Below are 22,760 nucleotides of genomic sequence, written 5' to 3' on the forward strand. Positions count from 1 at the left end.
CGGAGTAAATTTGGGTGACTTTGGGATCCGTAAAGGCGAGAGAGAAGACAAGTTTTTCAACCTTGTAAAAGCTCTTGACTCGGTCGAAGGAATAGACAGGATCAGGATTTCCTCAATTGAGCCTAATTTATTATCAGATGACATTATCGGGCTTGTCGCAAATTCCAAAAAGTTTGTACCACACTTCCATATTCCCTTGCAGTCAGGCTCAAATAAGATCCTCGGTCTGATGCGCCGCAGGTATAAGAGAGAACTATATGCAGAAAGGGTATCGTTAATCCGAAAATTAGTTCCCGATTGCTGTATTGGAGTCGATGTGATCGTTGGCTTTCCAGGCGAAACGAGAGAAGATTTTATTGATACCTATAATTTCCTCAACGACCTTGACATATCTTACCTGCATGTGTTCAATTACTCGGAGAGAGAGAACACGCCGGCAGCAAGTATGAAAGGAAAGGTCCCGGGTTCTCAGCGATCCGACAGAAGCAAAATGCTTCACATACTTTCGGAGAAGAAGCGCCGCGCCTTTTACGAAACTCAGGTTGGAAAGCCTGCATCTGTACTCTTCGAAGCTGATCATAAAGAAGGCTTTATGCACGGCTTCAGCCGCAATTATGTCAAAGTTAAAACGCCATATGATCCTCTGTTAGTAAATGAGCTCAGGTCAGTGACGTTTGAAAACATTGCTGCTGACGGCGATATGGAAATCTTTGATAATGCCGAAGTTTTTGCACACTGACCTGATCTAATCAATTGATTTCACTCTTAATTATCTTACCTTGCTAATTATTATCAGCACGTATATTTGATCTATGTTTCCAACTATAACCCATCTAATAGAATATCTTACAGGAATTCATATTCCCCTCCCGGTTCAAACTTTCGGATTTTTTGTTGCCCTCGCTTTTGCCGCAGGATACTGGGCTCTTTCGGAGGAATTTAAAAGAAAAGAGAAATTGGGGCTTGTTCAGCCCTTCACCAGAGAAGTGAAAGTTGGAGAGCCCGCTTCGATCGCTGAGCTATTTTTCAATGGCTTTTTTGGTTTTCTAATGGGTTTTAAATTACTGGAAGGCCTACTGCATTATTCTGACTTCGTTGAAAACCCGCAAACTTTTATACTATCAGGCCGTGGAAATATCCTCGGGGGGATACTTTTAGGGGGTTTGTTTGTTTATTGGTCTTACGCCGAGAAGAAGAAAGAAGCACTCGCCAAACCTAAAACTGTTAAAGAATTGGTGCACCCGCACCAGATAATGGGCAGCCTTTTAATGTGGGCAGCCGTTGGAGGATTTTTAGGGGCAAAGGTCTTTCATAACCTTGAATATTGGGATGATTTTGTAAAGGATCCAATCGGGGGCCTTTTTTCATTTAGCGGTTTGACGTTTTACGGAGGGCTTTTAGTAGGGGGCGCTGCAGTTCTGTACAAGGCCAAACAATATGGGATTAAGTGGATCCACATGGTTGATATAGCCGGACCAGGTTTAATGCTTGCCTATGCGGTTGGCCGTATCGGCTGTCATTTGTCTGGAGATGGTGACTGGGGGATCGTAAACCAGGCAGCAAAACCGGGATGGCTTAGCTGGGCTCCTGACTGGGTGTGGGCATTTAAGTATCCGCACAATGTAGTCAACGAAGGAGTTCCAATCGCGGGATGCTCGGGTAATTTCTGTAACGAGCTTCCATTGCCCGTATTTCCTACGCCGTTCTATGAGGTTTTGATGGGGCTTGCCATATTCGCCTTTCTTTGGTCTATCCGCGACCGGATTAAAATACCTGGCGTGATGGTCTCATTGTATCTTATACTAAATGGAATAGAGCGTTTCCTTATTGAAACTATCAGAGTAAATTCTAAATATCATGTTTTGGGTTTAGGGTTTACACAAGCTGAACTGATCTCAACTATTCTTATTATCACGGGGATTGCAGGGCTTATTTGCGCGACAAATAATGCGAAGAAACATCCGCAGAGTATTCCTGTTAAATAAATATGGATCTTTCAGCTCTGACCAAAGAAGTTGTCTCCCTGACTAAAGAGATAGGAGAGTTTATTCGAGGTGAATCGTTGATTTTTGATCGTGAGCATATTGAGTATAAAGGCCTTCACGATATGGTTTCTTATGTGGATAAAACCGCAGAACGGGATCTTGTAAAAGGTCTGTCAAGTATACTTCCTGAAGCGGGTTTCATTACAGAGGAGCAAACGAGTACCGTTCTTGCAGAAAATTACAATTGGATCATTGATCCGCTCGATGGAACAACAAATTTTATACATGGTGTCCCTTCCTTCTGTATTAGTATCGCACTTCAACATAATAATGAACTTGTTTTGGGAGTTGTCTATGAAATCAACCGCGACGAATGTTTTTCTGCATGGGAAAATGGCGGAGCTTATCTGAACGGTAAACGGATATCCGTATCCAATGCTCCCGCGGTCGAAAATACCCTTCTGGCAACCGGATTTCCTTTTTATGAATTCTCCAAGATGGAAAAGTATCTGAACGTATTGCGCACTCTTATGCAAAAGTGCCACGGTCTTCGCCGGATAGGTTCCGCAGCGCTCGATCTGGCATATGTGGCATGTGGAAGGTTTGACGGGTATTTTGAATACAATCTCAACTCGCATGATATCGCTGCCGGGATGGTGTTAGTAAGAGAAGCTGGAGGACAAACCTTTGATTTTAAAGGGGGAAACGATTGTTTCGATCGGCGTGAAATTGTCGCCACAAACGGGCGGATATCTTCTGAATTACTTGACGTTATCCGAAAAGAGTTTGACCTTTAGTATCAAGAACAATAGCCAGGAATCAAGGCTTTCCACCCAGCATCTTGGTTCTAGGTTCTTGATTCCAGGCTCTCTTACAGTGCTTCAGAAACTACTTCCGTAACTTCAGGAACCATACGCTTCAACAGGTTCTCTATACCTGATTTCAGCGTGATAGTTGAAGAAGGACACCCGCTGCAGGATCCGCGGAGCTCAACGGTAACAACACCTTCATTATATGATTTGTAGCTAATTGCGCCGCCATCCTGTTCTACAGCAGGACGAACGTAATCATGCAGGATCTGCTGAATTTTGATCTCTGTTTCTGTTCCTTCGAAACTTGCAGCAACTTCTTCTTTCTCAAGTATATTCAGTTCCGACTCAACAGCCCCTTTAACAAATTCTTTAAGAATTGGCTCGATATCCTGCCAGTCTGCGCTTTCTGATTTAGTGATAGTGACAAAATTGCTTGCAAAGAAAACACCGGTTACAAAATTGAACTTGAACAATTCACGTGCGAAATGCGATTTCTCAGCACTTTCCTTTGTAGGAAAGTCGACGCTGTTATTAGTTAGTAATTTGTTAACTAAAAATTTACGTGTAGCCGGGTTAGGGGTACTTTCGGTATAGACGTTCGTTGTTGATGTTGCAGTGCTCATGTCAATAAAATATTCACAAAATTACTAATTTTTAAACTTACTAATGCAGCGCTTGAAGTTATGACACGTGTATGACTGCCTACAATCCGGTATAATTAAATGGACTTATGGCCTTGAGTTCTGCCTTAACTGCATCCGAAATATCGAGTGTGTCTACGAACTGGCTGATCGTTGTTTGGTTTACATGGATGTTGGTTCTTGTCAGCTCTTTTAAGGCTTCGTATGGGTTCGGATAACCTTCGCGGCGAAGAATAGTTTGTATGGCTTCTGCAACCACCGCCCAGTTCGCTTCCAGGTCTTTTTGGATCGCGTCCTTATTTAACAACAACTTCTTTAGGCCTCTCACGGTCGACTTGATTGCAATAAGAGTATGTGCCAGCGGCACACCGATATTACGAAGCACTGTAGAATCGGTAAGATCACGCTGTAGCCGTGAAATTGGCAGTTTTGCCGCCAGGTGCTCAAAAAGTGCATTTGCAATCCCTAAATTACCTTCGGAATTCTCGAAGTCAATCGGATTAACTTTATGCGGCATTGCAGACGAGCCCACTTCACCCGCCTTTATCTGCTGTTTAAAATAATTCATCGAAATGTACGCCCAGATATCTCTGTTTAAATCGATTAAGATATTGTTTAGGCGTTTTAACGCATCACAATGTGCCGCAAAATTATCATAGTGCTCAATTTGAGTGGTATACTGAGAACGATGTAATTTTAAACCGTCATTCACGAACTTGTTTGCGAATTCTGTCCAGTTTATTTGCGGATAAGCGATATGGTGTGCATTAAAATTACCTGTCGCTCCGCCAAATTTCGCAGAGAATGGAATTGGGTTCAGTTGCGTTAGCTGCGCTTCTATTCTTTCGATGTATACTTGGAGCTCTTTTCCAAGTCGGGTAGGCGAGGCCGGTTGGCCATGAGTATGTGCCAGCATAGGGATGTCGGACCATTCTGACACCCTTTTTTTTAGTTGCCCGAGCAGTTCATTCAATGCGGGCAGATAGGAATTTTCAATTGCCAGCTTAAACGAGTGAGGAATAGCTGTGTTATTTATATCCTGTGAGGTAAGTCCGAAATGGATAAATTCTTTATGGTTGTCCAGGCCAAGTTTTGAAAATTCGTCTTTTATGAAATACTCCACGGCCTTAACATCATGGTTAGTCGTTTTCTCAATCTCTTTAACAGCCTCAGCGCTGGTATCATCAAAATTAAGGTAAATAGACCTTAGGGCGTTGAACTTTGTTTGATCAAAATCAGCTAGTTGAGGCAGAGGCAGCTCGCAAAGTGAGATAAAATATTCGATCTCAACATAAACCCTGAATTTTATTAATGCGGCTTCCGAAAAATAACCCGAAAGCTCCGAAGTAGCTTTGTGGTAACGTCCGTCAATAGGAGAAATGGCTGACAAGGGAGACAAATTCATGGGTGTTAAGATTTTCTGCGAAGTTAAGGGTTTATCTGATAATCCTCTAATCCTATTCCCGAACGTGCGAAACTAATCGCCACAATCCGATCGATCTTATAATCCTCTAATCCTATGAATCCTAATTCCGACAATCCTCATCCTAATGTCATTTACGAATAAATTAATATTATTTTCCAAGGAAACTTTTGAATTGAAAAAAGTTTCCATAGTTTTGTGGCACTATAAACAAGGAGTGTAATAATTGGAAGTAAAAGAATATATAATATCTGAATCAGACAATCTTTTTTGTCAGCATGGATTTAAGAGTGTGACGATGGATGACCTCGCAAAACACCTTGGTATGTCTAAAAAGACAATATATACGCATTTCAGCGATAAGAATGAGATCGTGAATATGGTGATTGAGAACAAGTTGAACGGCCAGAAATGCATTATAAAAGATGGCACTGATAAGGCTGAAAATGCAGTACACGAAATGTTCTTCGCTGTAACAAATATGAAAGAATTACTCTCTAACATGAACCCGAATTTGTTTCATGATCTTCAGAAGTACCATCCGCAGGCCTGGTTGTCCTTTAAAAAGTTTCGTCAAACGAGCCTTTACGAAACAATCTACAGTAATCTGGCAAGGGGGATAAAAGAAGGGTACTACAGGAATGATATTAAATGTGATATCCTGACCCAAATGCGGCTTGAGCAGGTGGATCTGATTTTTTCAAACAGCTCAGATTACACGAACGGAAAATACGGTATCGCGCAGGTTTTGGCCGAACTTACGGAGCACTTCCTTTACGGCATATGCTCACTTAAGGGTCATAAATTAATTAATAAATACAAAGAGATAACAGAAGAAGAATAATAACCGCTATGAAATATAAATATCTGAGTTTACTAATATGCTTTTGCTTCGCTGTATCCGCAAAAGCACAACAAGCTGATACAGTTGCGGCATTCACCCTTAAACAGGTAATCGATTACGCGCAAAACCATCAGGTTGCTATCCTCAACGCACGGATCGATGAAGACATCGCAAAAAATACCGTTAAACAAACTATTGGTATTGGTTTGCCTCAGGTGAGCGGAAATGCAAATTTTCAGGATTTTATCAAATTGCCAACAAGCCTGTTGCCTGGTGAGTTTTTTGGAAAGCCTGGTACGCAGATCCCGGTTCAGTTTGGTGTTAAATACCAGTCATCCTTAGGCCTCGAATTAAATCAGCTCTTGTTTGATGGTTCATATCTCGTTGGCCTTCAGGCGTCAAGAACATATAAAGAATTGTCCAATAAGAATTTAACCAGAACGCGCATTGAAACTTCAGTTGCAGTTACCAAAGCTTATTATTCAGTGCTGGTCAGTAACGAACAGCTTAATCTTGTGGATGCGAATCTCTCGAGGCTTAAGAAATCTTTAAGCGATACTGAAGCCATGTTTAAGAATGGCTTTGTGGAGAAGATTGATGTTGACCGCTTAAAAGTGCTAAAGAATAACCTGGATACGGAACGCGAGAACGTAATAAGGCTGCTTGCTCTCAATGTAAACCTTTTGAAATTCCAAATGGGAATGACAGTGAACAGTAAGCTGACTTTGACTGATTCGATCGCAAGTCTTCAGGCAGACCTGGCGATCATAGCAAGTGATACCACTGCTTATCGTAACCGGATCGAATATTCATTGCTCGAAACCCAAAAGAAGTTGAATGAGTTTGATCTTAAGCGTTACAAAAGTCAGTTTTTGCCATCCTTATCTGCTTTTGGAAGTTCTTCACAGAGTTTTCAGTCAAACAACTTTTCTGAACTCTTTAACACAAATTTCCCAAGTACTATAATCGGTCTCCGATTGTCGGTTCCAATTATCTCCGGTGGAATTAAGTTAAACCAGGTACGTAACGCTAAACTAGCCATCCTTAAGACTCAGAACAACCTTATGAATCTTCAAAATGGGATAAACCTCGAAGTTGATCAGGCTCAGACAACCTATTTAAACAGCCTCAAATCATTAGATAATCAAAAGAGGAATATGGAGCTGGCGCAGGAAGTACTAAGAGTATCCAAGATCAAGTATGAGCAGGGAGTGGGTTCAAGCATTGAAGTTACCACTGCTGAAACTTCCTTAAAAGAAGCTCAAAACAACTATATAAACGCCTTATACGATCTGATGATCAATAGAGTTAACGTTGAAAAAGCTTCAGGTAAAATAACTTATTAACTATAACCGAACAAATCAATCTGAGATGATCATCACAAATATAAATCGGCTTCGAAATACTCCTAAGAAAGGTAATACCGGGCAGGTTAATCTAAACTTAAACAACAATAACATTTCCATGAAAAATTTAATATTCGTAGGTATTACTCTTTTCCTTGCAGCGTGTGGAGGAAAAACGACCGATAAAAAGGTTGAGCTTGAAACTTTGAAAAAAGAAAGAATTGCGATCGATTCAAAAATAGCAGCACTGGAGGCTGAGGTAGGAACAGTAAAAGCGGCTGAAGACGTTAAGAACGTAAGCATACTTGAAGTTCAGGAAAGTGTTTTTAGCAATTATCTGGAAGTTCAGGGACGGATTGATGCTGAAGACAATGTCCAGGTTAGTCCTGAAGCACAAGGCGTAGTAACAGCCGTGTATGTAAGCGTAGGCCAGAATGTGGGCCGCGGACAAATATTAGCCCAAATCGACGATAAAGTTTTAAGGCAAAACATTTCCGAAATGCAAACTCAATTAAACCTTGCAAACACTTTATTCCAGCGCCAGAAAAATCTTTGGGATCAGAAAATTGGCACAGAAATGCAATATATCAACGCCAGATCTCAAAAAGAAGCTGCTGAGCGTCGTATTGCGACATTGAGATCACAGATAGCCATGTATAAGATCAAAGCTCCTATTTCAGGAACAATTGATGCGATGGATATGAAAGTCGGCTCAGTAGCTTCCCCGGGAATGTCTTCGATCAGGATCATCAATGCAAGCAAATTGAAAGCAAAGGCTCTGGTTGCTGAATCGTACGCGGGCCGCGTTAGCCAGGGAGACAATGTGCAGGTTATCTTGCCGGATGTACCGGATTCCATCAACACGAAAATCTCGTTTGCCTCTAAAACAATAGATCCCGTATCAAGGAGCTTTAACGTTGAGATTAAGCTTCCGGCAAATAGCAGATATCGCCCCAACATGCTTAGTATCCTGAAGATCATTGATTACAAGAATGATAAAGCATTAGTTGTACCTGTAAATGCTATCCAAAAGGCAGAAAATGGCGACTACATGTTTATTTCAGAAAACGGAAAAGCAAAGCGTGTTAATATTCAAACCGGAAAAGTTTCTGGTGGTAGAGCAGAAATCCTTTCAGGACTTAAAGCCGGCGATAAGGTGATTGTTGCCGGAATGGATGGCTTAAGTGAAGGTGATATCGTAAAAGCTAATTAATAAAAATATTATAGTGCTTTCTAAGAGAGTATAACAAAAATAAAATGGAAGACATTAATAAAGAGTTCAAACCATCCAGTTGGGCCATTGAGAACAGGACAGCGATCTATGTGCTGACTATTATCATTGCTATTATTGGATATTCATCATATTTGGGCCTCCCGAAAGAAAACTTTCCTGAGGTGATAATTCCAAAGATCTTCGTTCAGACGGTTTACCCTGGAACGTCTCCGGCAAATATGGAGAACCTGGTTACTAAACAGCTCGAAAAGCAATTAAAATCAACATCGGGCTTAAAGAAGATAACTTCAAATTCATACCAGGATTTTTCGATCATTACTGCTGAGTTCAATACGAATGTGGATATCAAAGACGCAAAACAACGCGTTAAGGACGCTGTTGATAAAGCGCGTCAGGATCTTCCAACCGATCTTCCAACCGATCCCAATGTAATGGATATCAACCTTTCAGATCTGCCGATAATGTATCTTAATATTTCGGGTGATTATGATCTGAAAAGCCTTAAGAAATATGCTGAGGATATTCAGGATGAGGTTGAAAGTCTAAAAGAGATCTCCGGTGTTGACATTGTAGGGGCACTTGATCAGGAAGTTCAGATCAATGCCGACCTGAATAAAATGGCAGCTGCTCAGATTTCCTTTGGTGATATCGAACGAGCTGTAGGTTACGAGAATTTGACTATTTCCGGGGGTACTATCAAAATGGACGGGGTGCGTAGAACGCTGAATGTAAAAAAGGAATTTGCCAGTGCGGATGAGATTTCAAATCTAATTATAAAGACTCCAACCGGCGCATCTGTTTATCTAAGGGATGTCGCGGAAGTAAAAGATTCATTCAAAGAACAGGAAAGCTATGCCCGTTTGTACGGAAAGAATGTAATCACCCTGAACGTTAAGAAGAGGAGTGGAGAGAACCTTATTGACGCATCGGATAAGATCAATGCTCTTGTAGCTGAGCTTAAGGCGACCACCTTGCCGAAGAATCTTGACGTCACAATTACCGGTGACCAGTCAGATAAAACCCGTGTAACCCTTCATGATCTGATAAATACGATCATTATAGGATTTATCCTGGTAACTCTTATCCTGATGTTCTTCATGGGTGTTACAAATGCAATATTCGTTGCATTGTCGGTACCGCTTTCGATGTTCATCGCTTTTATGGCTATGCCTGCTCTGGGTGGATTATTTGGATTCAGCTTTACCATGAATATGATGGTGCTGTTTTCATTCCTGTTGGGATTGGGAATTGTAGTTGATGATGCTATCGTGGTAATTGAGAATACACACCGTTTATTTGAGAATGGCAAAGTTCCAATTAAGAAAGCTGCAAAGGCAGCTGCTGCGGAAGTCTTCCTTCCGGTTCTTTCAGGTACGCTGACAACACTGGCGCCATTCGTTCCATTGTTATTCTGGCCTGGAGTTATCGGAGAGTTTATGTTCTTCCTGCCGATGACTCTGATTATAACTTTACTGGCTTCCCTAATCGTCGCTTACATCATAAATCCTGTATTCGCAGTTGATTTCATGAAACCAGAGGACCATAGTCCGCTTAAGCCGAAATTTGACAAAGGCGTTAAGAAAACGTTGTTAATTTTCGGGGGCGTAGCTTTATTGGCCTATCTGTATAATTTCGGTCTGGGTAATTTTGTAGTATTCCTTGCTCTTTTATATCTGTTACACCATTTCTATTTGGCGAAGAGTATACAAAAGTTCCAGACTATAACCTGGCCAGGTATACAAAATAAATATGTAGCTATACTTGATCGGGCATTAAACTGGCCAAGAGCTATTCTGTGGGGTACTGTTGGATTATTTTTGCTCACGCTGGGACTCATGGTGGTTGTGCCGCCAAAGGTGGTATTCTTCCCAAAAAGTGACCCAAACTTTGTTTTTGTATATATCCATTTACCTGTAGGTACAGATCAGGCCTTCACAAATGAAGTTGTTAAAAAGGTAGAGAATGATGTAACCAAAGTGGTGGGCAGAAATAATCCTGACGTGTCTTCTATAATATCAAACGTAACCATTGGCGTAACTGATCCGCAAAGTGAGGATCAGGGACAGTACACCAATATGGGAAAAGTTACCGTAGCCTTTGAATCGTTTGGTAAACGTACGGGAGAAAGCACTTCGGTTTATCTTGATAAGATCCGTAAAGCTGTAAAGGGCATTCCTGGTGCTGAAATTACAGTAGCTCAGGAACAGGGTGGTCCGCCGACTTCAAAACCTATTAGTATCGAGATCACCGGGAACAACCTGGATTCATTGGTGAAGACTTCGGAAAGATTGAAGCAATACCTGGTCTCAAAGCAGATTGCCGGAGTTGAAGAGCTGAAGTCTGATTTCCAGAATAATAAGCCTGAGATCATTTTTGATATTGACCGTGAAAGGGCAAACAGAGAAGGTATTTCATCCGGACAGATCGGTATGGACCTTCGTACGGCCATCTTCGGTAAAGAAGTTTCCAAGTTCCGTGATGCTGATGAAGATTACGAAATTAATCTTCGTGCAACTGAAGAGCAGCGTAATAACCTTGACGCGCTAAGAAATATGAAAATGACGTATCGCGATATGGGAATGGGGGGTATAATCCGCCAGGTGCCTTTGTCGTCATTCGCATCGATCGACTATGTAAATACTTACGGAGGTATTAAACGCAAGCAGGAGAAGAGGATCATTATTTTGTCCTCTAATGTTCTTGGTGAATACAATCCGAATGAGGTTGTTACTAATATTCAAGGCGAAATCGACCAATATAATCCACCTGCCGGAATAGAAGTGAAGATGGCTGGTGAGCAGGAAGAGCAACAGGAAACAATGAACTTTTTAGGAACTGCACTGATGATATCTATGGGTTTGATCCTGATCATTCTGGTGGCGCAGTTCAATTCTGTGTCCAAGCCTTTGATCATCCTAAGTGAGATCGGGTTGAGTATTATCGGCGTGTTGCTGGGTGTTACGATATTCAGAATGGATATGTCGATCGTTATGTCCGGAGTAGGTATCGTCGCCCTTGCAGGTATTGTTGTTCGGAACGGAATACTCCTGGTTGAGTTCTTCGAGCTGATGATAGAAGAGGGTATGAGCGTACGTGATGCGATACTCGAAGCAGGGCGTACTCGTATGACTCCTGTATTATTGACGGCTACTGCAACTATGCTCGGACTCATTCCGCTCGCAGTGGGATTAAATATGGATTTTACAACCTTATTCAGCGAGTTTAATCCGCATTTATACTTTGGCGGAGATAACGTTGCATTCTGGGGACCTTTATCATGGACAATGATATTCGGTTTAAGTTTCGCCACGTTCCTTACCCTTATACTGGTTCCGTGTATGCTGCTTCTTGCAGATTCAAATAAAAGAAAAGTTAAAGGCTGGTTAGCGAAGAAACCTAAGCCAGAAACGGTTTAAGATAGTGTTAGTTTAGTTTAGGTTGATAAGCGGGTTTCGAAAGGAGCCCGCTTTTTTTGTTTTGAGGGGCGGAGCGAGGAACCTTATTTACTGAACTGGACACGAAAGGAGCTCCCAGCCTGCCTGCGGTAGGCAGGTTTTCATTTTCTTTTCCGCCCATCGTCCTTATTACCTCTTCCCAAAAAATATAGGTACAAAAAAAACCCTCTCAAATTGAGAAGGTCTTTCTTGTAATTTTTGGTTAATTAGTGTTTTACTGAATCAACAGCAGCATCAGCAGCTGAATCAACAGTATCGATTTGTGCTTCTAAAGAATCAGTAGTCATTTCTGCAGTAGAATCAATTGTGTCAGCAGCAGCTTCTTCAGTTTTGTTTGAGTTACAAGCAGCAACTGATAAAGAAATAGCTAAAGCTAAGAAACCGAATTTGAATAAATTTTTCATTGTTTAGTGGTTAAAAGTTATTTAAATAATTTACACTTAATACCTGTTAATTAAAAAGGTAACCCTTGATATGAAAAAAATATAAAAAAATATTTTTGCTATCATTGGGTTACAATTCCGCGTAAAAAGTATTAATAGTGAGAAAAGAGATAAAAAGTTCAGTTCCAGCCGATAATGAGATAATACTTGGGATACTGAATGACTCTAAAGATATTTTAAACCGGCTTTACAAAACTTATTTCCCCATGGTACTGCAATTGGTACTTAACAATAACGGGAATGAGGATGATGCAAAGGATATTTTCCAGGAGTCGGTTATCGTTCTTTATAATAAGGTAAAAAGTGGAAATTTTGAGCTGAATAGCAAGCTTAAAACTTTTCTGTATTCTGTTTGTCGTCGCTTATGGCTGAAGCGGTTAAATGCCCAGAGCCGTAACGTTAGAAACATAGAAGATTTCACAGATATTATCCCAGTTGAGGATGATATGGAGAAACACGAGGAAAAGGACAGGCAGTTTACTAAGATGGAGCATGCTCTCAAGCAGTTAGGAGAACCATGCAAAACCATCATAGAAGATTACTACTTACAAAACAGATCCATGCAGGAGATCTGTGAGAAATTTGGTTACACCAATGCGGATAACGCCAAAACTCAAAAATATAAGTGCCTGCAACGGTTGAAGAAGATATTTTTTCAATCCTAATTACACAAAATGAAAAAGGATATCGAAATAACTAATCTGATCGACGCTTACTTAAGAGGTGAACTTTCATCTGCTGAGCTTGCTGACTTCCAGCAGCAAAGGAGCACCGATCCGGCTTTTGATCTCAATGTAGTTGAGCATGAAAATCTGGTAGGCCATTTGACGGAATATGGTGACAGAGTTCGGCTGACTTCTGAGATGAATGCTATTCACGAGGAAATTGATGTCGAAGCTTTAAAAAGAGAAGTAAAACCTGAGCCTCCTGTTATTTATAGGCTTTGGAACAAGTATCGCGTAAGCGCAGCTATTGCTGCAACTGTGGCGATGATTGCTGTGTTTGGCACCTTGTTTTCCACAGGATATTTTGCCCAAGGTATCTCATCTAATTTTACCCAGATGCGTCGTGATATTAATAATATTAAACGTTCTCAAAACGCCTTGATTAAAAACATTAGCGATAAACCTTCAAGAGGCCCGGTTAATCCCGGTCAATTCGGTGGTACCGGTTTTGCGCTATCTGCCAATGGTTATATAGTAACAAATTATCATGTTATTAAGGGTGCGGATTCTGTGTATGTACAAAATAACGCAGGGGAAGTATTTAAGGTAAAACAAATCTATACGGATCCTACATACGATATTGCCGTATTGCAAATCGAAGACCCTGCTTTCAGTTTGGCATCTCTCCCTTATACCTTTAAGAAATCTGCTTCCGATATCGGTCAATCAGTTTACACAATCGGTTTTCCGAGAGACGACCAAGTTTATGGTGAGGGTTATGTAAGCTCGCGTAACGGTTTTGCAGGTGACACAGTTGCTTATCAGGTCTCCATCCCTGTCAATCCTGGAAATAGCGGCGGTCCTCTGCTTGATACTAAAGGAAATATTGTAGGGATTATAAATGGTAAACAAACATTTGCCGATGGAGCTGCCTTTGCAATTAAATCGAATTATATTTTAGAATCTATTCAGGCGATTTCTCAGGATTCGCTCGAAAAGAAGCTGGTTCTTAATAAACGCAACACACTGACAGGCTTAAGTCGTCAGGATCAGATAAAGAAATTGGAACCGTATATTTTCATGGTGAAGGTGTACTAAGAGCTATCAGCTTCTTTCCAAATACCTGACGGCAAAAAAGAACGAATCACTCTAGCCTAACTTGCAAAATTCAATGCCCACAGCCCATAACCCACAGCTACCGGTCCACTTCACCCAGAACAATATCTATCGAGCCTAGGATAGCCACCAGATCGGCTATTAAGACCCCCCGCGCAATTTCAGGAAGTACAGATAAATTGTTAAAACTTGGCGCCCGTGCTTTCACACGCTTTGGGATCTCTGTTTTGCCATCAGTAATGAAGTAATATCCAAGCTCACCCTTAGGGTTTTCTGCGCGGACATAGAAGTCCTGTTCTTTCGGGATGATCTTTTTAGGAAGCTTTGCCCGCGGGTCAAATTCTGGTGTGCGTTTTAACTCTTTTTGAAGCCGTTCCAGGCATTGTTCAATGATATGCACTGACTGTACGATCTCATCAACACGAACTTTGTAGCGGTCCCAGCAGTCGCCAGCTTTCCCCATTTCGCCTTTGCCTACAGGAATATCAAATTCCAGTTCCGGATAAACGGAATATTCGTCAACACGACGAAGATCCCATTTCAATCCGGATCCCCGGAGCATTGGCCCGGAACATCCGTAGTTGATCGCCACATCGAGGGGTAAGATTCCGACACCAGCAGTTCTGTTGATGAAGATCTGGTTATTTGTTAAAAGCTCATCAAGCTCTTTTAACTTAGGTTTAAAGTAGTCGACAAATTCACGGCAGCGCTCTTCAAAGCCGACCGGCAGATCATAGAATAAACCACCGATCCAGATATAATTATACAACATCCGTGAACCTGATGCCCATTCAAGCATATTCATAATATGTTCGCGGTCGCGGAAGCACCATAAGAAGGGAGTGAAGGCTCCGATATCTATTCCATAGGTACCGATTGCTATAAGGTGCGAGCCTATGCGGTTTAACTCACAAACCAGAACCCGGATGTATTCGATCCGTTTAGGGATGTCTTTATCAATGCCCAGCATCCGTTCCACACCCATAACAAAGGCGTGGTCATTGTTCATGGAGGCGAGATAATCCATCCGGTCAACGAACGGGATGATCTGCTGATAACTCAGGCTTTCACAATGTTTTTCGAAGCAACGGTGAAGATAACCCATATGCGGGATCACCTCTTTAACTATCTCCCCGTCGGTAATCAATTCAAGTCTTAACACACCATGAGTTGATGGATGCTGCGGACCCATATTGATGATCATTTCTTCCGGTTCAAGATGCTCGGTAAGCTGGGTATACCTTGTTCTATTTGAATTCACCCGAACTAATTTATTTTAATGCCTTTATACTCTTCGGCGGCAACATAATCTTTTCTTAACGGATAGCCTTCCCAATCATCCGGCAGCAATATTCGTCTGAGATCCGGATTGCCCTCGAAAGAAATGCCTATCAAATCGTATGCTTCCCGTTCATGCCACTCTGCTGTTTTCCAAACCTCAGTCACGCTTTTGAAAGAGGGCAGGATACCGGTGTTTCGATAATGCTCTTTGATCACTTTTAAAGTAAGCTGGGATTTAAAAGGTATTGAAGCTAAATGATAAACAACGGCGAACTTGTTTTCCTCAACACCGTAATCTACCCCGGTAAGGCAGGAAAGAAAATCAAAATAGGTCTGTTCGTTATCACGCAATTCCATGCAGACATTTGCTATCTGATCCGGATCAATAACAAAGGCAGGCTGAAGCCCGGCAGTTTGTACTTCTACTATCGCATCCGGGCCGAATTTACTGGTGAGAAGGGTCTTAATATCGCCGAAGTCCATTATTATTAAGGTGCAAGCCGAACGATCTTCCAGCTTTGTTTATCAGCTTTTTTATAAACTATTCTGTCGTGAAGCCTGCTTGGGCGGCCCTGCCAGAACTCAACCACCTGTGGTCTAACTACATAACCGCCCCAGTATGCTGGTTTCGGCACATCTCTGTTTGCATACCGCGTCTCGTTTTCTTCCCAGCTCTTTTCGAGTCCCGCACGACCTTCTATAACCTGGCTTTGGGGAGATACAACAGCTCCAATCTGGCTTCCCTTTGGGCGCGAGTGAAAGTATTTTTCGGACTCTTCTTTTGTCAATTTTTCAACAGTTCCTTCAATACGGATCTGCCTCTCTAATTCGGGCCAGAAAAACACCAGCGCTACGACCGGGTTTTTAGCCATTTCTTTACCTTTTGCACTTAAATAGTTGCTATAGAAAATAAAGCCTCTTTCTTCATAACCCTTCATGAGTACAATTCGTGCCGAAGGTTTTCTATCGATACTTGTGGTAGCAAGAGTCATTGCGTTTGCTTCGTTAACACCGGCATCCATAGCCTCTTTGAACCACTTACCAAATTGCTTTACAGGATCTTTCGCTACATCCTTTTCAGATAAGCTTACCGAGCTATATTCCTGGCGGAGGCTTTCAACAACTTCTTTTTTTACTGACATTCTATAATAATAAGGACAATAGTTTTGGGAAAGTGTTTTCCTATGCAAACTTAATAAATGCGCGCTGTAATCTACCATTTCGCCGATATATTTGGTTGTGAACCGTGAGCAATCAGCCATGATCTCCTGCACGTTCTGGGAAAGTGAAAGCTCAAAACCTATAGCTCTAATCCCCAAACAGTTTAATGCCCTTATTGTTACCCATTTATGCTAAGTCCTGTTAAACCTCGAAAAGGAAGCCTGCTTGTTTCAGAGCCATTCATGCTGGATCCGAATTTTAAACGGTCTGTCGTACTCTTAACTGAATTCGAAGAGCAAGGTGCTATTGGTTTTGTATTGAATCAGCGGAGCGACATGCTGGTGAGTGACCTGATTCCTGACTCGGCCTGCTCATTCCCGGTTTTTATTGGCGGGCCGGTAGCTAACGACACGCTTCATTTCATCCATTCTGCTTATGAAAAACTGAACAGCGGGATTGAAATAATGGATGGCGTTTATTGGGGCGGCAATTTTGAAGCGCTGCAGATATTGATAAATAACAACCAGATAGATAGTTCTGAAATAAAGTTCTTCATAGGGTATTCAGGCTGGGCCGAAGAACAGCTGGAAGGGGAGTTAGAGCAAAATTCGTGGCTGGTGGCCAGCAAGTTTAATTCGGAAGTGATCTTTGTAGAAGACGAAGAAAACCTCTGGAGAGAGGTGGTTATTGGCTTAGGGCCTAAATACGCCCATATTGCAAATTTCCCGGAGAACCCTCAATGGAATTAGCTTTGGGCCAGGGGTATGAGATTTGAGTTTTTGTCAGACCTACCCAATACCCATAGCTCAAAGCTTATTGCTCCATTTCCTTAGCACTTACTTCTACTATTCTCCTTAATTCAGCCTTAAAATCAATCAGCTTTTGCGCCAGAGCACTATCAGCGGTTCCAAGTATTTGCGCAGCCAGTATTCCCGCATTTTTTGCGGCGTTTAACGCTACAGTAGCTACGGGTATTCCATTAGGCATTTGAAGTATAGATAGCACTGAATCCCAGCCATCAATCGAATTTGACGACTTCACAGGCACTCCAATCACAGGAATGTGTGTGATTGACGCCACCATTCCCGGCAAATGGGCAGCACCGCCGGCACCGGCAATTATAACTTTCAAACCTCTGGTCGAAGCTGATTTTGCGTATTCAAACATTCGATCTGGAGTACGGTGAGCCGAAACAATAGTGATCTCAAAGCTGACTCCAAATTCCTTTAACACATCCGCAGCGTCCTGCATGATATTTAGATCTGACTTGCTGCCCATGATGATCCCGACAAGGGGAGTAGTAGATGATTTTAAAGCACTCATTATATTGACTGTAAATATATTAGGGTTAAATATTAAATCTTTACTTTAATTGTGGCCTGAACAAACCTAGCTGTCTCTATAGCTTTTTCCCGGTCATCGTCGAGTATGGTCACATGTCCCATCTTACGGAATGGCTTCGTTAATTTCTTGCCATAAAGATGTACATAAACTCGTTCAATTTTAAGGATCTCATTCAATCCTTCGTATTCAGCAAGGCCTTCAAATCCTTTTTCTCCAAGAAGATTGATCATCACAGCATTACTTATTGAACGGGTATCACCCAGCGGCAAATTGAATATTGCCCTGAGATGCTGTTCATATTGCGAGGTATAGTTGCCCTCTATAGTTTGGTGACCGCTATTATGCGGACGAGGGGCAAGCTCGTTTACAAGTATCTGCCCATCTTTAGTGAGGAACAGCTCCACAGCCAATACGCCGACTATTTTAAGGTCTTGTGCTATTTTTACGGCAAGATTATCTGCCTTTTGAAGAATGTCCGGAGATAATGTTGATGGAGAGATCAAAAATTCAACAAGATTAACTTCCGGATTAAATTCCATTTCAACACAAGGGAACGTTTTAATCTCACCATTTTCATTTCTAGAAACGATAACCGCCAACTCTTTCTCAAAATCTACCCAGTCTTCTATCAGGCTTGGAGCATCAAATGCATTATCCAGATCTGCTGTGTTTCTGACGGAATGGACGCCACGTCCGTCATAGCCATCTTTTCTGAGTTTTTGAATGTATGGCAGCGGAAAGTTTCCGTTCTTAAGTTCAGCGCGGTTCTGGATGAGCTGAAACCTGGAACTTGGAATATTGTTTTCTTTAAAAAACTGTTTCTGAATTCCTTTATCCTGGATTAACCTGATTACACGGGACTGCGGGTAAACCAACACACCTTCGCTTTCAAGCTGCTCCAGTGCGTCCACATTTACCTTCTCTATCTCAATGGTGACCAAGTCGAGGTCCTTACCAAAATCATAAACTGTTCGATAATCTGTAAGAGAGCCTGTTACGAATTTACTGCAAAGATCTTTACAAGGAGCATCGGCATCAGGGTCAAGGACATGGGTGGTAACATTGAAGTTTATCGATTCCTGTATCAGCATCCGGCCAAGCTGGCCTCCGCCTAAAATGCCAAGTTTCAAATCGCCGTAAAATGATTTCATAGTATATATGTTGACTCAAGCCAGAACACTAGCTGTTAAGAAGGCTTTCCTGCTGTATTTTTTTCTGTAACTCAAGTATTCCGCCAATTAATGATTCTGGCCTTGGAGGGCAGCCCTGGACGTAAACATCCACTGGTATAATCCTGTCTACACCCTTGACAACATGATAGCCATGCTGCCAGTAAGGGCCGCCGCAATTTGAACATGATCCCATAGAAATCACATACCTCGGCTCAGGCATTTGTTCATAAAGCCTTTTTATCCGCTCAGCCATTTTGAATGTTACCGTACCGGCGATTATTATCACATCACATTGTCTGGGTGAAGGCCTCGGGAAAACACCAAAGCGATCCAGATCATAGGTCGAGGCCATCGATCCCATCATTTCAATAGCACAGCATGCAATTCCGAAACTCATTGGCCACAAAGATGAAAGACGCGCCCAGTTCAGGAGGTCATCCATTTTTGTAACTACAATACCACCGTTCTCACTTTTTATCTCTAAGCTCACTTTAAGGTTTTTTAAATTGAGGCCTGAACGCAGGTCTGACGGCCGCCGGTTTGTTTTCTACAGGTGATGCAAGTTCCGGCTGAGCATTACTGTCCGCCCCAAACTCTCTCACAATATATTTCGTGTCATTTATTTTAGCGTACATAGCTAAGGGCACTTTCCCCGGACCAACAGGCAAAACGTTTTCAGGTTTTATCCAATTCAGGTCACCCTTCTTCCATACATACATTAGTCCGATTAACAGAATGCCAATAAAAATGAACATTTCGATAAGGCTTAACCACCCCCAGCGGCTATCTGCAACAAGTAGTGTTTCCTGGCTAAAAATCGTCGCCCAGGGAAAGATGAACACCATTTCCACATCGAATAAAAGGAAAATAAGAGCTACTACATAAAAGCGTGAATTGAACTGGATCCAGGAACTTCCTTTGGGTTCTTCGCCGCATTCGTAAGTGCTCAGCTTCACTGAGTTTGGTCTTTTGAGGGCAACCAGCCTTCCAAGGAAAAATGTGAACAGCACGAATAAAATACCCATCACCATGTAGATAAACACCTTGCCGAACTCTGTAAGCTGAGATGGTTCAATCATCGATCAAAAGTAGCAATAATGTCTGGAATTGGTAAACGTTATCTGTGATCGGTAATCAGTAACGAGTGAGGAAGTAATCAGTAATCAGTGTGATCAGTGCGAAACTACCAGGAGAGGAGTAGTCGGTAATCAGTGGCAGGTGAACTAGTTTCGGTAAAAGTAGGATCAGTAATCGTTGACGGTGTGTACGATAGGTACTGATCACCGATTACTAATCCGCGATTCCCGGGTTACCGAATACCCACGGTGTGGATAAGGTTTTTTTGAATTTAAAACTCTTAAGCGCAAATTCGCATCACAATTACGAACAGGTATGAGTCAGACCAAATATAAAAAGGTAGCATCCGAGCTATCCGTGCAGGAGAAACAGGTAGAGGTAACTGTCAAATTATTGGATGAAGGCGGCACGATCCCTTTTATTTCCCGTTACCGGAAAGAAATGACCGGAAGTTTAGATGAGGTGCAGGTTGCAGCTATACGTGACAGAATGCAGCAATTGATCGATCTTGATAAACGCCGCGAAGCCATAATTAAGTCGATGAAAGACCTGAACGTTCTAACTCCTGAATTGGAGAGCCAGATAAATAACGCGGAAACTATGGTCCTTTTGGAAGACATATACCTTCCATACAAACCCAAACGTAAAACTAAAGCATCCGTAGCGCGTGAGCGTGGCTTGCAGCCGCTTGCTGATAAGATCTTTGAGCAATCGAATATTGACATCGAGATTGAGGCAGCTAAATACATTGATGAAGAAAAGGGCTTACCTTCTTCAGCGGACGCCCTTGCGGGTGCCCGGGACATCCTCGCGGAATACATGTCAGAAAACGCTGACCTGCGTGCAAAGATGCGTATGTTTTTCTTTAACAAGGGTAGTTTTCATTCCAGGCTTATAAAAGGAAAAGAAGAAGCAGGACAGAAGTATAAAGACTACTTCGACTGGACAGGGGCTGTAAAATCAGCGCCATCTCATCGTGTTCTGGCTTTGCGCAGAGCGGAAAAAGAAATTGTCCTTACGCTCGATATTGAAGTCCCAGAAGAAGAAGCAGTGTTGATCCTGGAAAACATGTTTGTCACATCCAGAAACGCTGCAGCCGGTGAAGTGAAAATCGCTGCAGCCGATTCCTTCAAGCGGCTAATAAAGCCGTCAATGGAAACGGAAATAAGATTGCTGACAAAGAAGGCTGCTGATACTGAGGCTATCCGTGTTTTTGCAGATAATGCCAGGCAACTGTTACTGGCTGCGCCGGTGGGTCAGAAGCGCATCATGGCTATAGATCCAGGGTTCAGGACTGGATGTAAGGTGGTGTGCTTAGACGAGCAGGGCCAGCTGATAGAAAATACAAATATCTATCCCCACAATGGCAATGAGAGTTCGAAAGAAGCCGCGAAAAGCATCAGGTTCCTTGCTGATAAATACAAGATTGAAGCAATTGCGATAGGAAATGGTACTGCGGGACGTGAAACCGAAACGTTTGTTCGTTCTCTTGACCTCACTGATGCCATAGTTGTCATGGTAAACGAAAGTGGCGCCTCGATCTATTCAGCGTCTGATGTTGCACGTGAAGAATTCCCGGATAAAGATATCACTGTAAGAGGGGCTGTTTCAATAGGCCGCCGTCTTATGGATCCGCTCGCGGAGCTCGTGAAGATCGATCCTAAATCAATTGGCGTTGGACAATACCAGCACGATGTTGATCAGACACATTTGCAAACCTCTCTGGACGATACCGTGATCAGCTGTGTGAATTCGATCGGAGTGGAGCTTAATACCGCATCTAAACAGATCCTTTCATACATTTCAGGCCTCGGTCCGCAGTTAGCACAGAACATTGTGGAGCACCGGAATAAGAACGGCGCATTCAAAAGAAGATCGGACCTTAAGCAGATTCCCCGGCTGGGTGAAAAAGCCTTTGAACAGGCCGCCGGCTTTCTTAGGATCAGGAATTCTGAGCATCCGCTTGATGGGAGTGCGGTACATCCGGAAAGATACTCTCTCGTTGAAAAAATGGCTAAGGATCTGGGCTGCACGCTGGAAGACCTGATCAAAGAGGACAAGTTTCGGAAACAGATCAGGCTGCAAAATTATGTAAGTGAGTCTGTAGGCCTCCCCACTTTAAACGATATATTGAATGAACTCGCCAAGCCAGGATTGGATCCGAGAGATCAATTTGAGGCTTTTACCTTTTCTGAAGGAATTAACGCGATCACCGATCTCCGTGTCGGGATGACCTTGCCAGGAATTGTAACTAATATTACTGCTTTCGGAGCTTTTATTGATATTGGTGTGCACCAGGATGGCCTTGTTCATGTAAGTCAGCTGTCAAATAAATTTGTAAAAGATCCGAATGACGTAGTTAAAGTTAGCCAGAAGGTTCAGGTGAAGGTAACAGAGGTGGATATCCCTCGTAAGCGAATTGCATTGACAATGAAAATCGAGGAAGCAGCGCCTGCTAAACCTAAGTTTAAGAAACCTGAACGAGTGGAGGTGCGTTCGGTTCCAAAACCTAAGCCTGAGACGGATATCGCTATAAAGCTTGCGGCGTTGAGGAATAAGTTTTCATGACCGGTCACTGGTCGCTTGCATATTTTAACCGCAAAGTGTAATATAGGGCTATAACTATTTTGAACTGAAAGAATTTTACAGCGGTTGGCGAAATAAACACAGAGGACACAGAGATTCCACGGAGGGGACAGAGTATACATGACTCGTCCTTAATTAGGTTGACAGTTTTTATAAAGATAAATACATTTATTGT

General features: G+C 42.3%; 21 protein-coding genes. 11 read left to right on the forward strand and 10 right to left on the reverse strand.

The window, feature by feature from the left end:
- The 3 genes from WKF69_RS09745 to WKF69_RS09755 form a co-directional block, all read left to right on the forward strand.
- Positions 1 to 739: radical SAM protein (locus tag WKF69_RS09745; protein ID WP_340381471.1), on the forward strand; the 739-nt coding region annotated here is incomplete at its 5' end.
- A gap of 73 nt (positions 740 to 812) precedes the next feature.
- Positions 813 to 1,985 carry a prolipoprotein diacylglyceryl transferase family protein gene (locus WKF69_RS09750; protein ID WP_340381473.1) on the forward strand — a complete coding sequence of 391 codons (1,173 nt, stop codon included), beginning with the start codon at positions 813 to 815 and terminating at the stop codon, positions 1,983 to 1,985.
- A 2-nt stretch (positions 1,986 to 1,987) separates the two neighbouring features.
- Positions 1,988 to 2,782 carry an inositol monophosphatase family protein gene (locus WKF69_RS09755; protein ID WP_340381475.1) on the forward strand — a complete coding sequence of 265 codons (795 nt, stop codon included), beginning with the start codon at positions 1,988 to 1,990 and terminating at the stop codon, positions 2,780 to 2,782.
- A 74-nt stretch (positions 2,783 to 2,856) separates the two neighbouring features.
- Here WKF69_RS09755 and WKF69_RS09760 read toward each other — a convergent pair whose 3' ends face one another.
- Both WKF69_RS09760 and purB read right to left on the reverse strand, forming a co-directional pair.
- Complete coding sequence (locus tag WKF69_RS09760) at positions 2,857 to 3,420, reverse strand: NifU family protein (RefSeq protein WP_340381477.1); 564 nt, start codon at positions 3,418 to 3,420, stop codon at positions 2,857 to 2,859.
- 79 nt (positions 3,421 to 3,499) lie between these two features.
- Positions 3,500 to 4,843: an adenylosuccinate lyase gene (gene purB / locus WKF69_RS09765; protein WP_340381479.1), complete on the reverse strand. Its 1,344-nt coding sequence runs from the start codon at positions 4,841 to 4,843 to the stop codon at positions 3,500 to 3,502.
- A 244-nt stretch (positions 4,844 to 5,087) separates the two neighbouring features.
- Between purB and WKF69_RS09770 the strand changes: the two genes are divergently transcribed.
- The 4 genes from WKF69_RS09770 (at position 5,088) to WKF69_RS09785 (ending at position 11,701) form a co-directional block, all read left to right on the forward strand.
- Positions 5,088 to 5,705, forward strand: a complete 618-nt coding sequence (locus WKF69_RS09770) for a TetR/AcrR family transcriptional regulator (protein ID WP_340381481.1) — start codon at positions 5,088 to 5,090, stop codon at positions 5,703 to 5,705.
- An 8-nt stretch (positions 5,706 to 5,713) separates the two neighbouring features.
- Positions 5,714 to 7,051 (forward strand): TolC family protein, encoded by a 1,338-nt coding sequence (locus tag WKF69_RS09775; protein ID WP_340381483.1) that lies wholly within the window; start codon positions 5,714 to 5,716, stop codon positions 7,049 to 7,051.
- Between the two features lie 118 nt (positions 7,052 to 7,169).
- Positions 7,170 to 8,264 (forward strand): efflux RND transporter periplasmic adaptor subunit, encoded by a 1,095-nt coding sequence (locus WKF69_RS09780; RefSeq protein ID WP_340381485.1) that lies wholly within the window; start codon positions 7,170 to 7,172, stop codon positions 8,262 to 8,264.
- A gap of 44 nt (positions 8,265 to 8,308) precedes the next feature.
- The gene (locus tag WKF69_RS09785) at positions 8,309 to 11,701 is read left to right on the forward strand and encodes an efflux RND transporter permease subunit (RefSeq protein ID WP_340381487.1); all 3,393 of its coding nucleotides are present in this window, start codon (positions 8,309 to 8,311) and stop codon (positions 11,699 to 11,701) included.
- Between the two features lie 245 nt (positions 11,702 to 11,946).
- Here WKF69_RS09785 and WKF69_RS09790 read toward each other — a convergent pair whose 3' ends face one another.
- Complete coding sequence (locus WKF69_RS09790; protein WP_340381489.1) at positions 11,947 to 12,144, reverse strand: hypothetical protein; 198 nt, start codon at positions 12,142 to 12,144, stop codon at positions 11,947 to 11,949.
- A gap of 137 nt (positions 12,145 to 12,281) precedes the next feature.
- Between WKF69_RS09790 and WKF69_RS09795 the strand changes: the two genes are divergently transcribed.
- Both WKF69_RS09795 and WKF69_RS09800 read left to right on the forward strand, forming a co-directional pair.
- A complete protein-coding gene (locus WKF69_RS09795; protein WP_340381491.1) occupies positions 12,282 to 12,848 on the forward strand; it encodes a sigma-70 family RNA polymerase sigma factor in 567 nt (188 codons plus the stop codon).
- Between the two features lie 9 nt (positions 12,849 to 12,857).
- A complete protein-coding gene (locus tag WKF69_RS09800) occupies positions 12,858 to 13,946 on the forward strand; it encodes a S1C family serine protease (protein WP_340381493.1) in 1,089 nt (362 codons plus the stop codon).
- 97 nt (positions 13,947 to 14,043) lie between these two features.
- On the opposite strand, the gene WKF69_RS09805 is transcribed toward WKF69_RS09800, so the two are convergent.
- The 3 genes from WKF69_RS09805 to pdxH form a co-directional block, all read right to left on the reverse strand.
- Positions 14,044 to 15,168: an NADH-quinone oxidoreductase subunit D gene (locus tag WKF69_RS09805; protein WP_340381511.1), complete on the reverse strand. Its 1,125-nt coding sequence runs from the start codon at positions 15,166 to 15,168 to the stop codon at positions 14,044 to 14,046.
- Between the two features lie 62 nt (positions 15,169 to 15,230).
- On the reverse strand, positions 15,231 to 15,728 hold the full coding sequence (locus tag WKF69_RS09810) for an NADH-quinone oxidoreductase subunit C (protein WP_340381495.1): 498 nt from the start codon (positions 15,726 to 15,728) through the stop codon (positions 15,231 to 15,233).
- Between the two features lie 5 nt (positions 15,729 to 15,733).
- Positions 15,734 to 16,564, reverse strand: coding sequence for a pyridoxamine 5'-phosphate oxidase (pdxH, locus tag WKF69_RS09815; protein WP_340381497.1), 831 nt, complete (start codon positions 16,562 to 16,564; stop codon positions 15,734 to 15,736).
- Between the two features lie 30 nt (positions 16,565 to 16,594).
- Between pdxH and WKF69_RS09820 the strand changes: the two genes are divergently transcribed.
- Positions 16,595 to 17,155 carry a YqgE/AlgH family protein gene (locus WKF69_RS09820; protein WP_340381499.1) on the forward strand — a complete coding sequence of 187 codons (561 nt, stop codon included), beginning with the start codon at positions 16,595 to 16,597 and terminating at the stop codon, positions 17,153 to 17,155.
- Positions 17,156 to 17,219: 64 nt separating this feature from the next.
- On the opposite strand, the gene purE is transcribed toward WKF69_RS09820, so the two are convergent.
- The 4 genes from purE to WKF69_RS09840 are packed head-to-tail and all read right to left on the reverse strand — an operon-like array spanning position 17,220 to position 20,001.
- A complete protein-coding gene (gene purE, locus WKF69_RS09825; RefSeq protein WP_340381501.1) occupies positions 17,220 to 17,729 on the reverse strand; it encodes a 5-(carboxyamino)imidazole ribonucleotide mutase in 510 nt (169 codons plus the stop codon).
- 32 nt (positions 17,730 to 17,761) lie between these two features.
- Positions 17,762 to 18,901, reverse strand: coding sequence for a 5-(carboxyamino)imidazole ribonucleotide synthase (locus WKF69_RS09830; RefSeq protein WP_340381503.1), 1,140 nt, complete (start codon positions 18,899 to 18,901; stop codon positions 17,762 to 17,764).
- Positions 18,902 to 18,929: 28 nt separating this feature from the next.
- Positions 18,930 to 19,412, reverse strand: a complete 483-nt coding sequence (gene nuoB, locus WKF69_RS09835; RefSeq protein WP_340381505.1) for an NADH-quinone oxidoreductase subunit NuoB — start codon at positions 19,410 to 19,412, stop codon at positions 18,930 to 18,932.
- Position 19,413: 1 nt separating this feature from the next.
- Positions 19,414 to 20,001, reverse strand: coding sequence for an NADH-quinone oxidoreductase subunit A (locus WKF69_RS09840; RefSeq protein ID WP_340381507.1), 588 nt, complete (start codon positions 19,999 to 20,001; stop codon positions 19,414 to 19,416).
- Positions 20,002 to 20,314: 313 nt separating this feature from the next.
- On the opposite strand from WKF69_RS09840, the gene WKF69_RS09845 reads away from it, so the two are divergent.
- Positions 20,315 to 22,567 carry a Tex family protein gene (locus tag WKF69_RS09845; RefSeq protein ID WP_340381509.1) on the forward strand — a complete coding sequence of 751 codons (2,253 nt, stop codon included), beginning with the start codon at positions 20,315 to 20,317 and terminating at the stop codon, positions 22,565 to 22,567.
- Positions 22,568 to 22,760 lie beyond the last annotated feature (193 nt).

The sequence above is a fragment of the Daejeonella sp. genome (genome assembly GCF_037719425.1).
GTDB lineage: Bacteria > Bacteroidota > Bacteroidia > Sphingobacteriales > Sphingobacteriaceae > Daejeonella.

Excerpts from the sequence above, each read along its gene's own strand:
- WKF69_RS09750 (WP_340381473.1), top strand. The coding sequence starts at position 813 with ATGTTTCCAACTATAACCCATCTAATAGAATATCTTACAGGAATTCAT.
- WKF69_RS09755 (WP_340381475.1), top strand. The coding sequence starts at position 1,988 with ATGGATCTTTCAGCTCTGACCAAAGAAGTTGTCTCCCTGACTAAAGAG.
- WKF69_RS09760 (WP_340381477.1), bottom strand. The coding sequence starts at position 3,420 with ATGAGCACTGCAACATCAACAACGAACGTCTATACCGAAAGTACCCCT.
- purB (WP_340381479.1), bottom strand. The coding sequence starts at position 4,843 with ATGAATTTGTCTCCCTTGTCAGCCATTTCTCCTATTGACGGACGTTAC.
- WKF69_RS09775 (WP_340381483.1), top strand. The coding sequence starts at position 5,714 with ATGAAATATAAATATCTGAGTTTACTAATATGCTTTTGCTTCGCTGTA.
- WKF69_RS09780 (WP_340381485.1), top strand. The coding sequence starts at position 7,170 with ATGAAAAATTTAATATTCGTAGGTATTACTCTTTTCCTTGCAGCGTGT.
- WKF69_RS09785 (WP_340381487.1), top strand. The coding sequence starts at position 8,309 with ATGGAAGACATTAATAAAGAGTTCAAACCATCCAGTTGGGCCATTGAG.
- WKF69_RS09790 (WP_340381489.1), bottom strand. The coding sequence starts at position 12,144 with ATGAAAAATTTATTCAAATTCGGTTTCTTAGCTTTAGCTATTTCTTTA.
- WKF69_RS09800 (WP_340381493.1), top strand. The coding sequence starts at position 12,858 with ATGAAAAAGGATATCGAAATAACTAATCTGATCGACGCTTACTTAAGA.
- WKF69_RS09805 (WP_340381511.1), bottom strand. The coding sequence starts at position 15,168 with ATGATCATCAATATGGGTCCGCAGCATCCATCAACTCATGGTGTGTTA.
- WKF69_RS09810 (WP_340381495.1), bottom strand. The coding sequence starts at position 15,728 with ATGGACTTCGGCGATATTAAGACCCTTCTCACCAGTAAATTCGGCCCG.
- WKF69_RS09820 (WP_340381499.1), top strand. The coding sequence starts at position 16,595 with ATGCTAAGTCCTGTTAAACCTCGAAAAGGAAGCCTGCTTGTTTCAGAG.
- purE (WP_340381501.1), bottom strand. The coding sequence starts at position 17,729 with ATGAGTGCTTTAAAATCATCTACTACTCCCCTTGTCGGGATCATCATG.
- WKF69_RS09830 (WP_340381503.1), bottom strand. The coding sequence starts at position 18,901 with ATGAAATCATTTTACGGCGATTTGAAACTTGGCATTTTAGGCGGAGGC.
- WKF69_RS09840 (WP_340381507.1), bottom strand. The coding sequence starts at position 20,001 with ATGATTGAACCATCTCAGCTTACAGAGTTCGGCAAGGTGTTTATCTAC.
- WKF69_RS09845 (WP_340381509.1), top strand. The coding sequence starts at position 20,315 with ATGAGTCAGACCAAATATAAAAAGGTAGCATCCGAGCTATCCGTGCAG.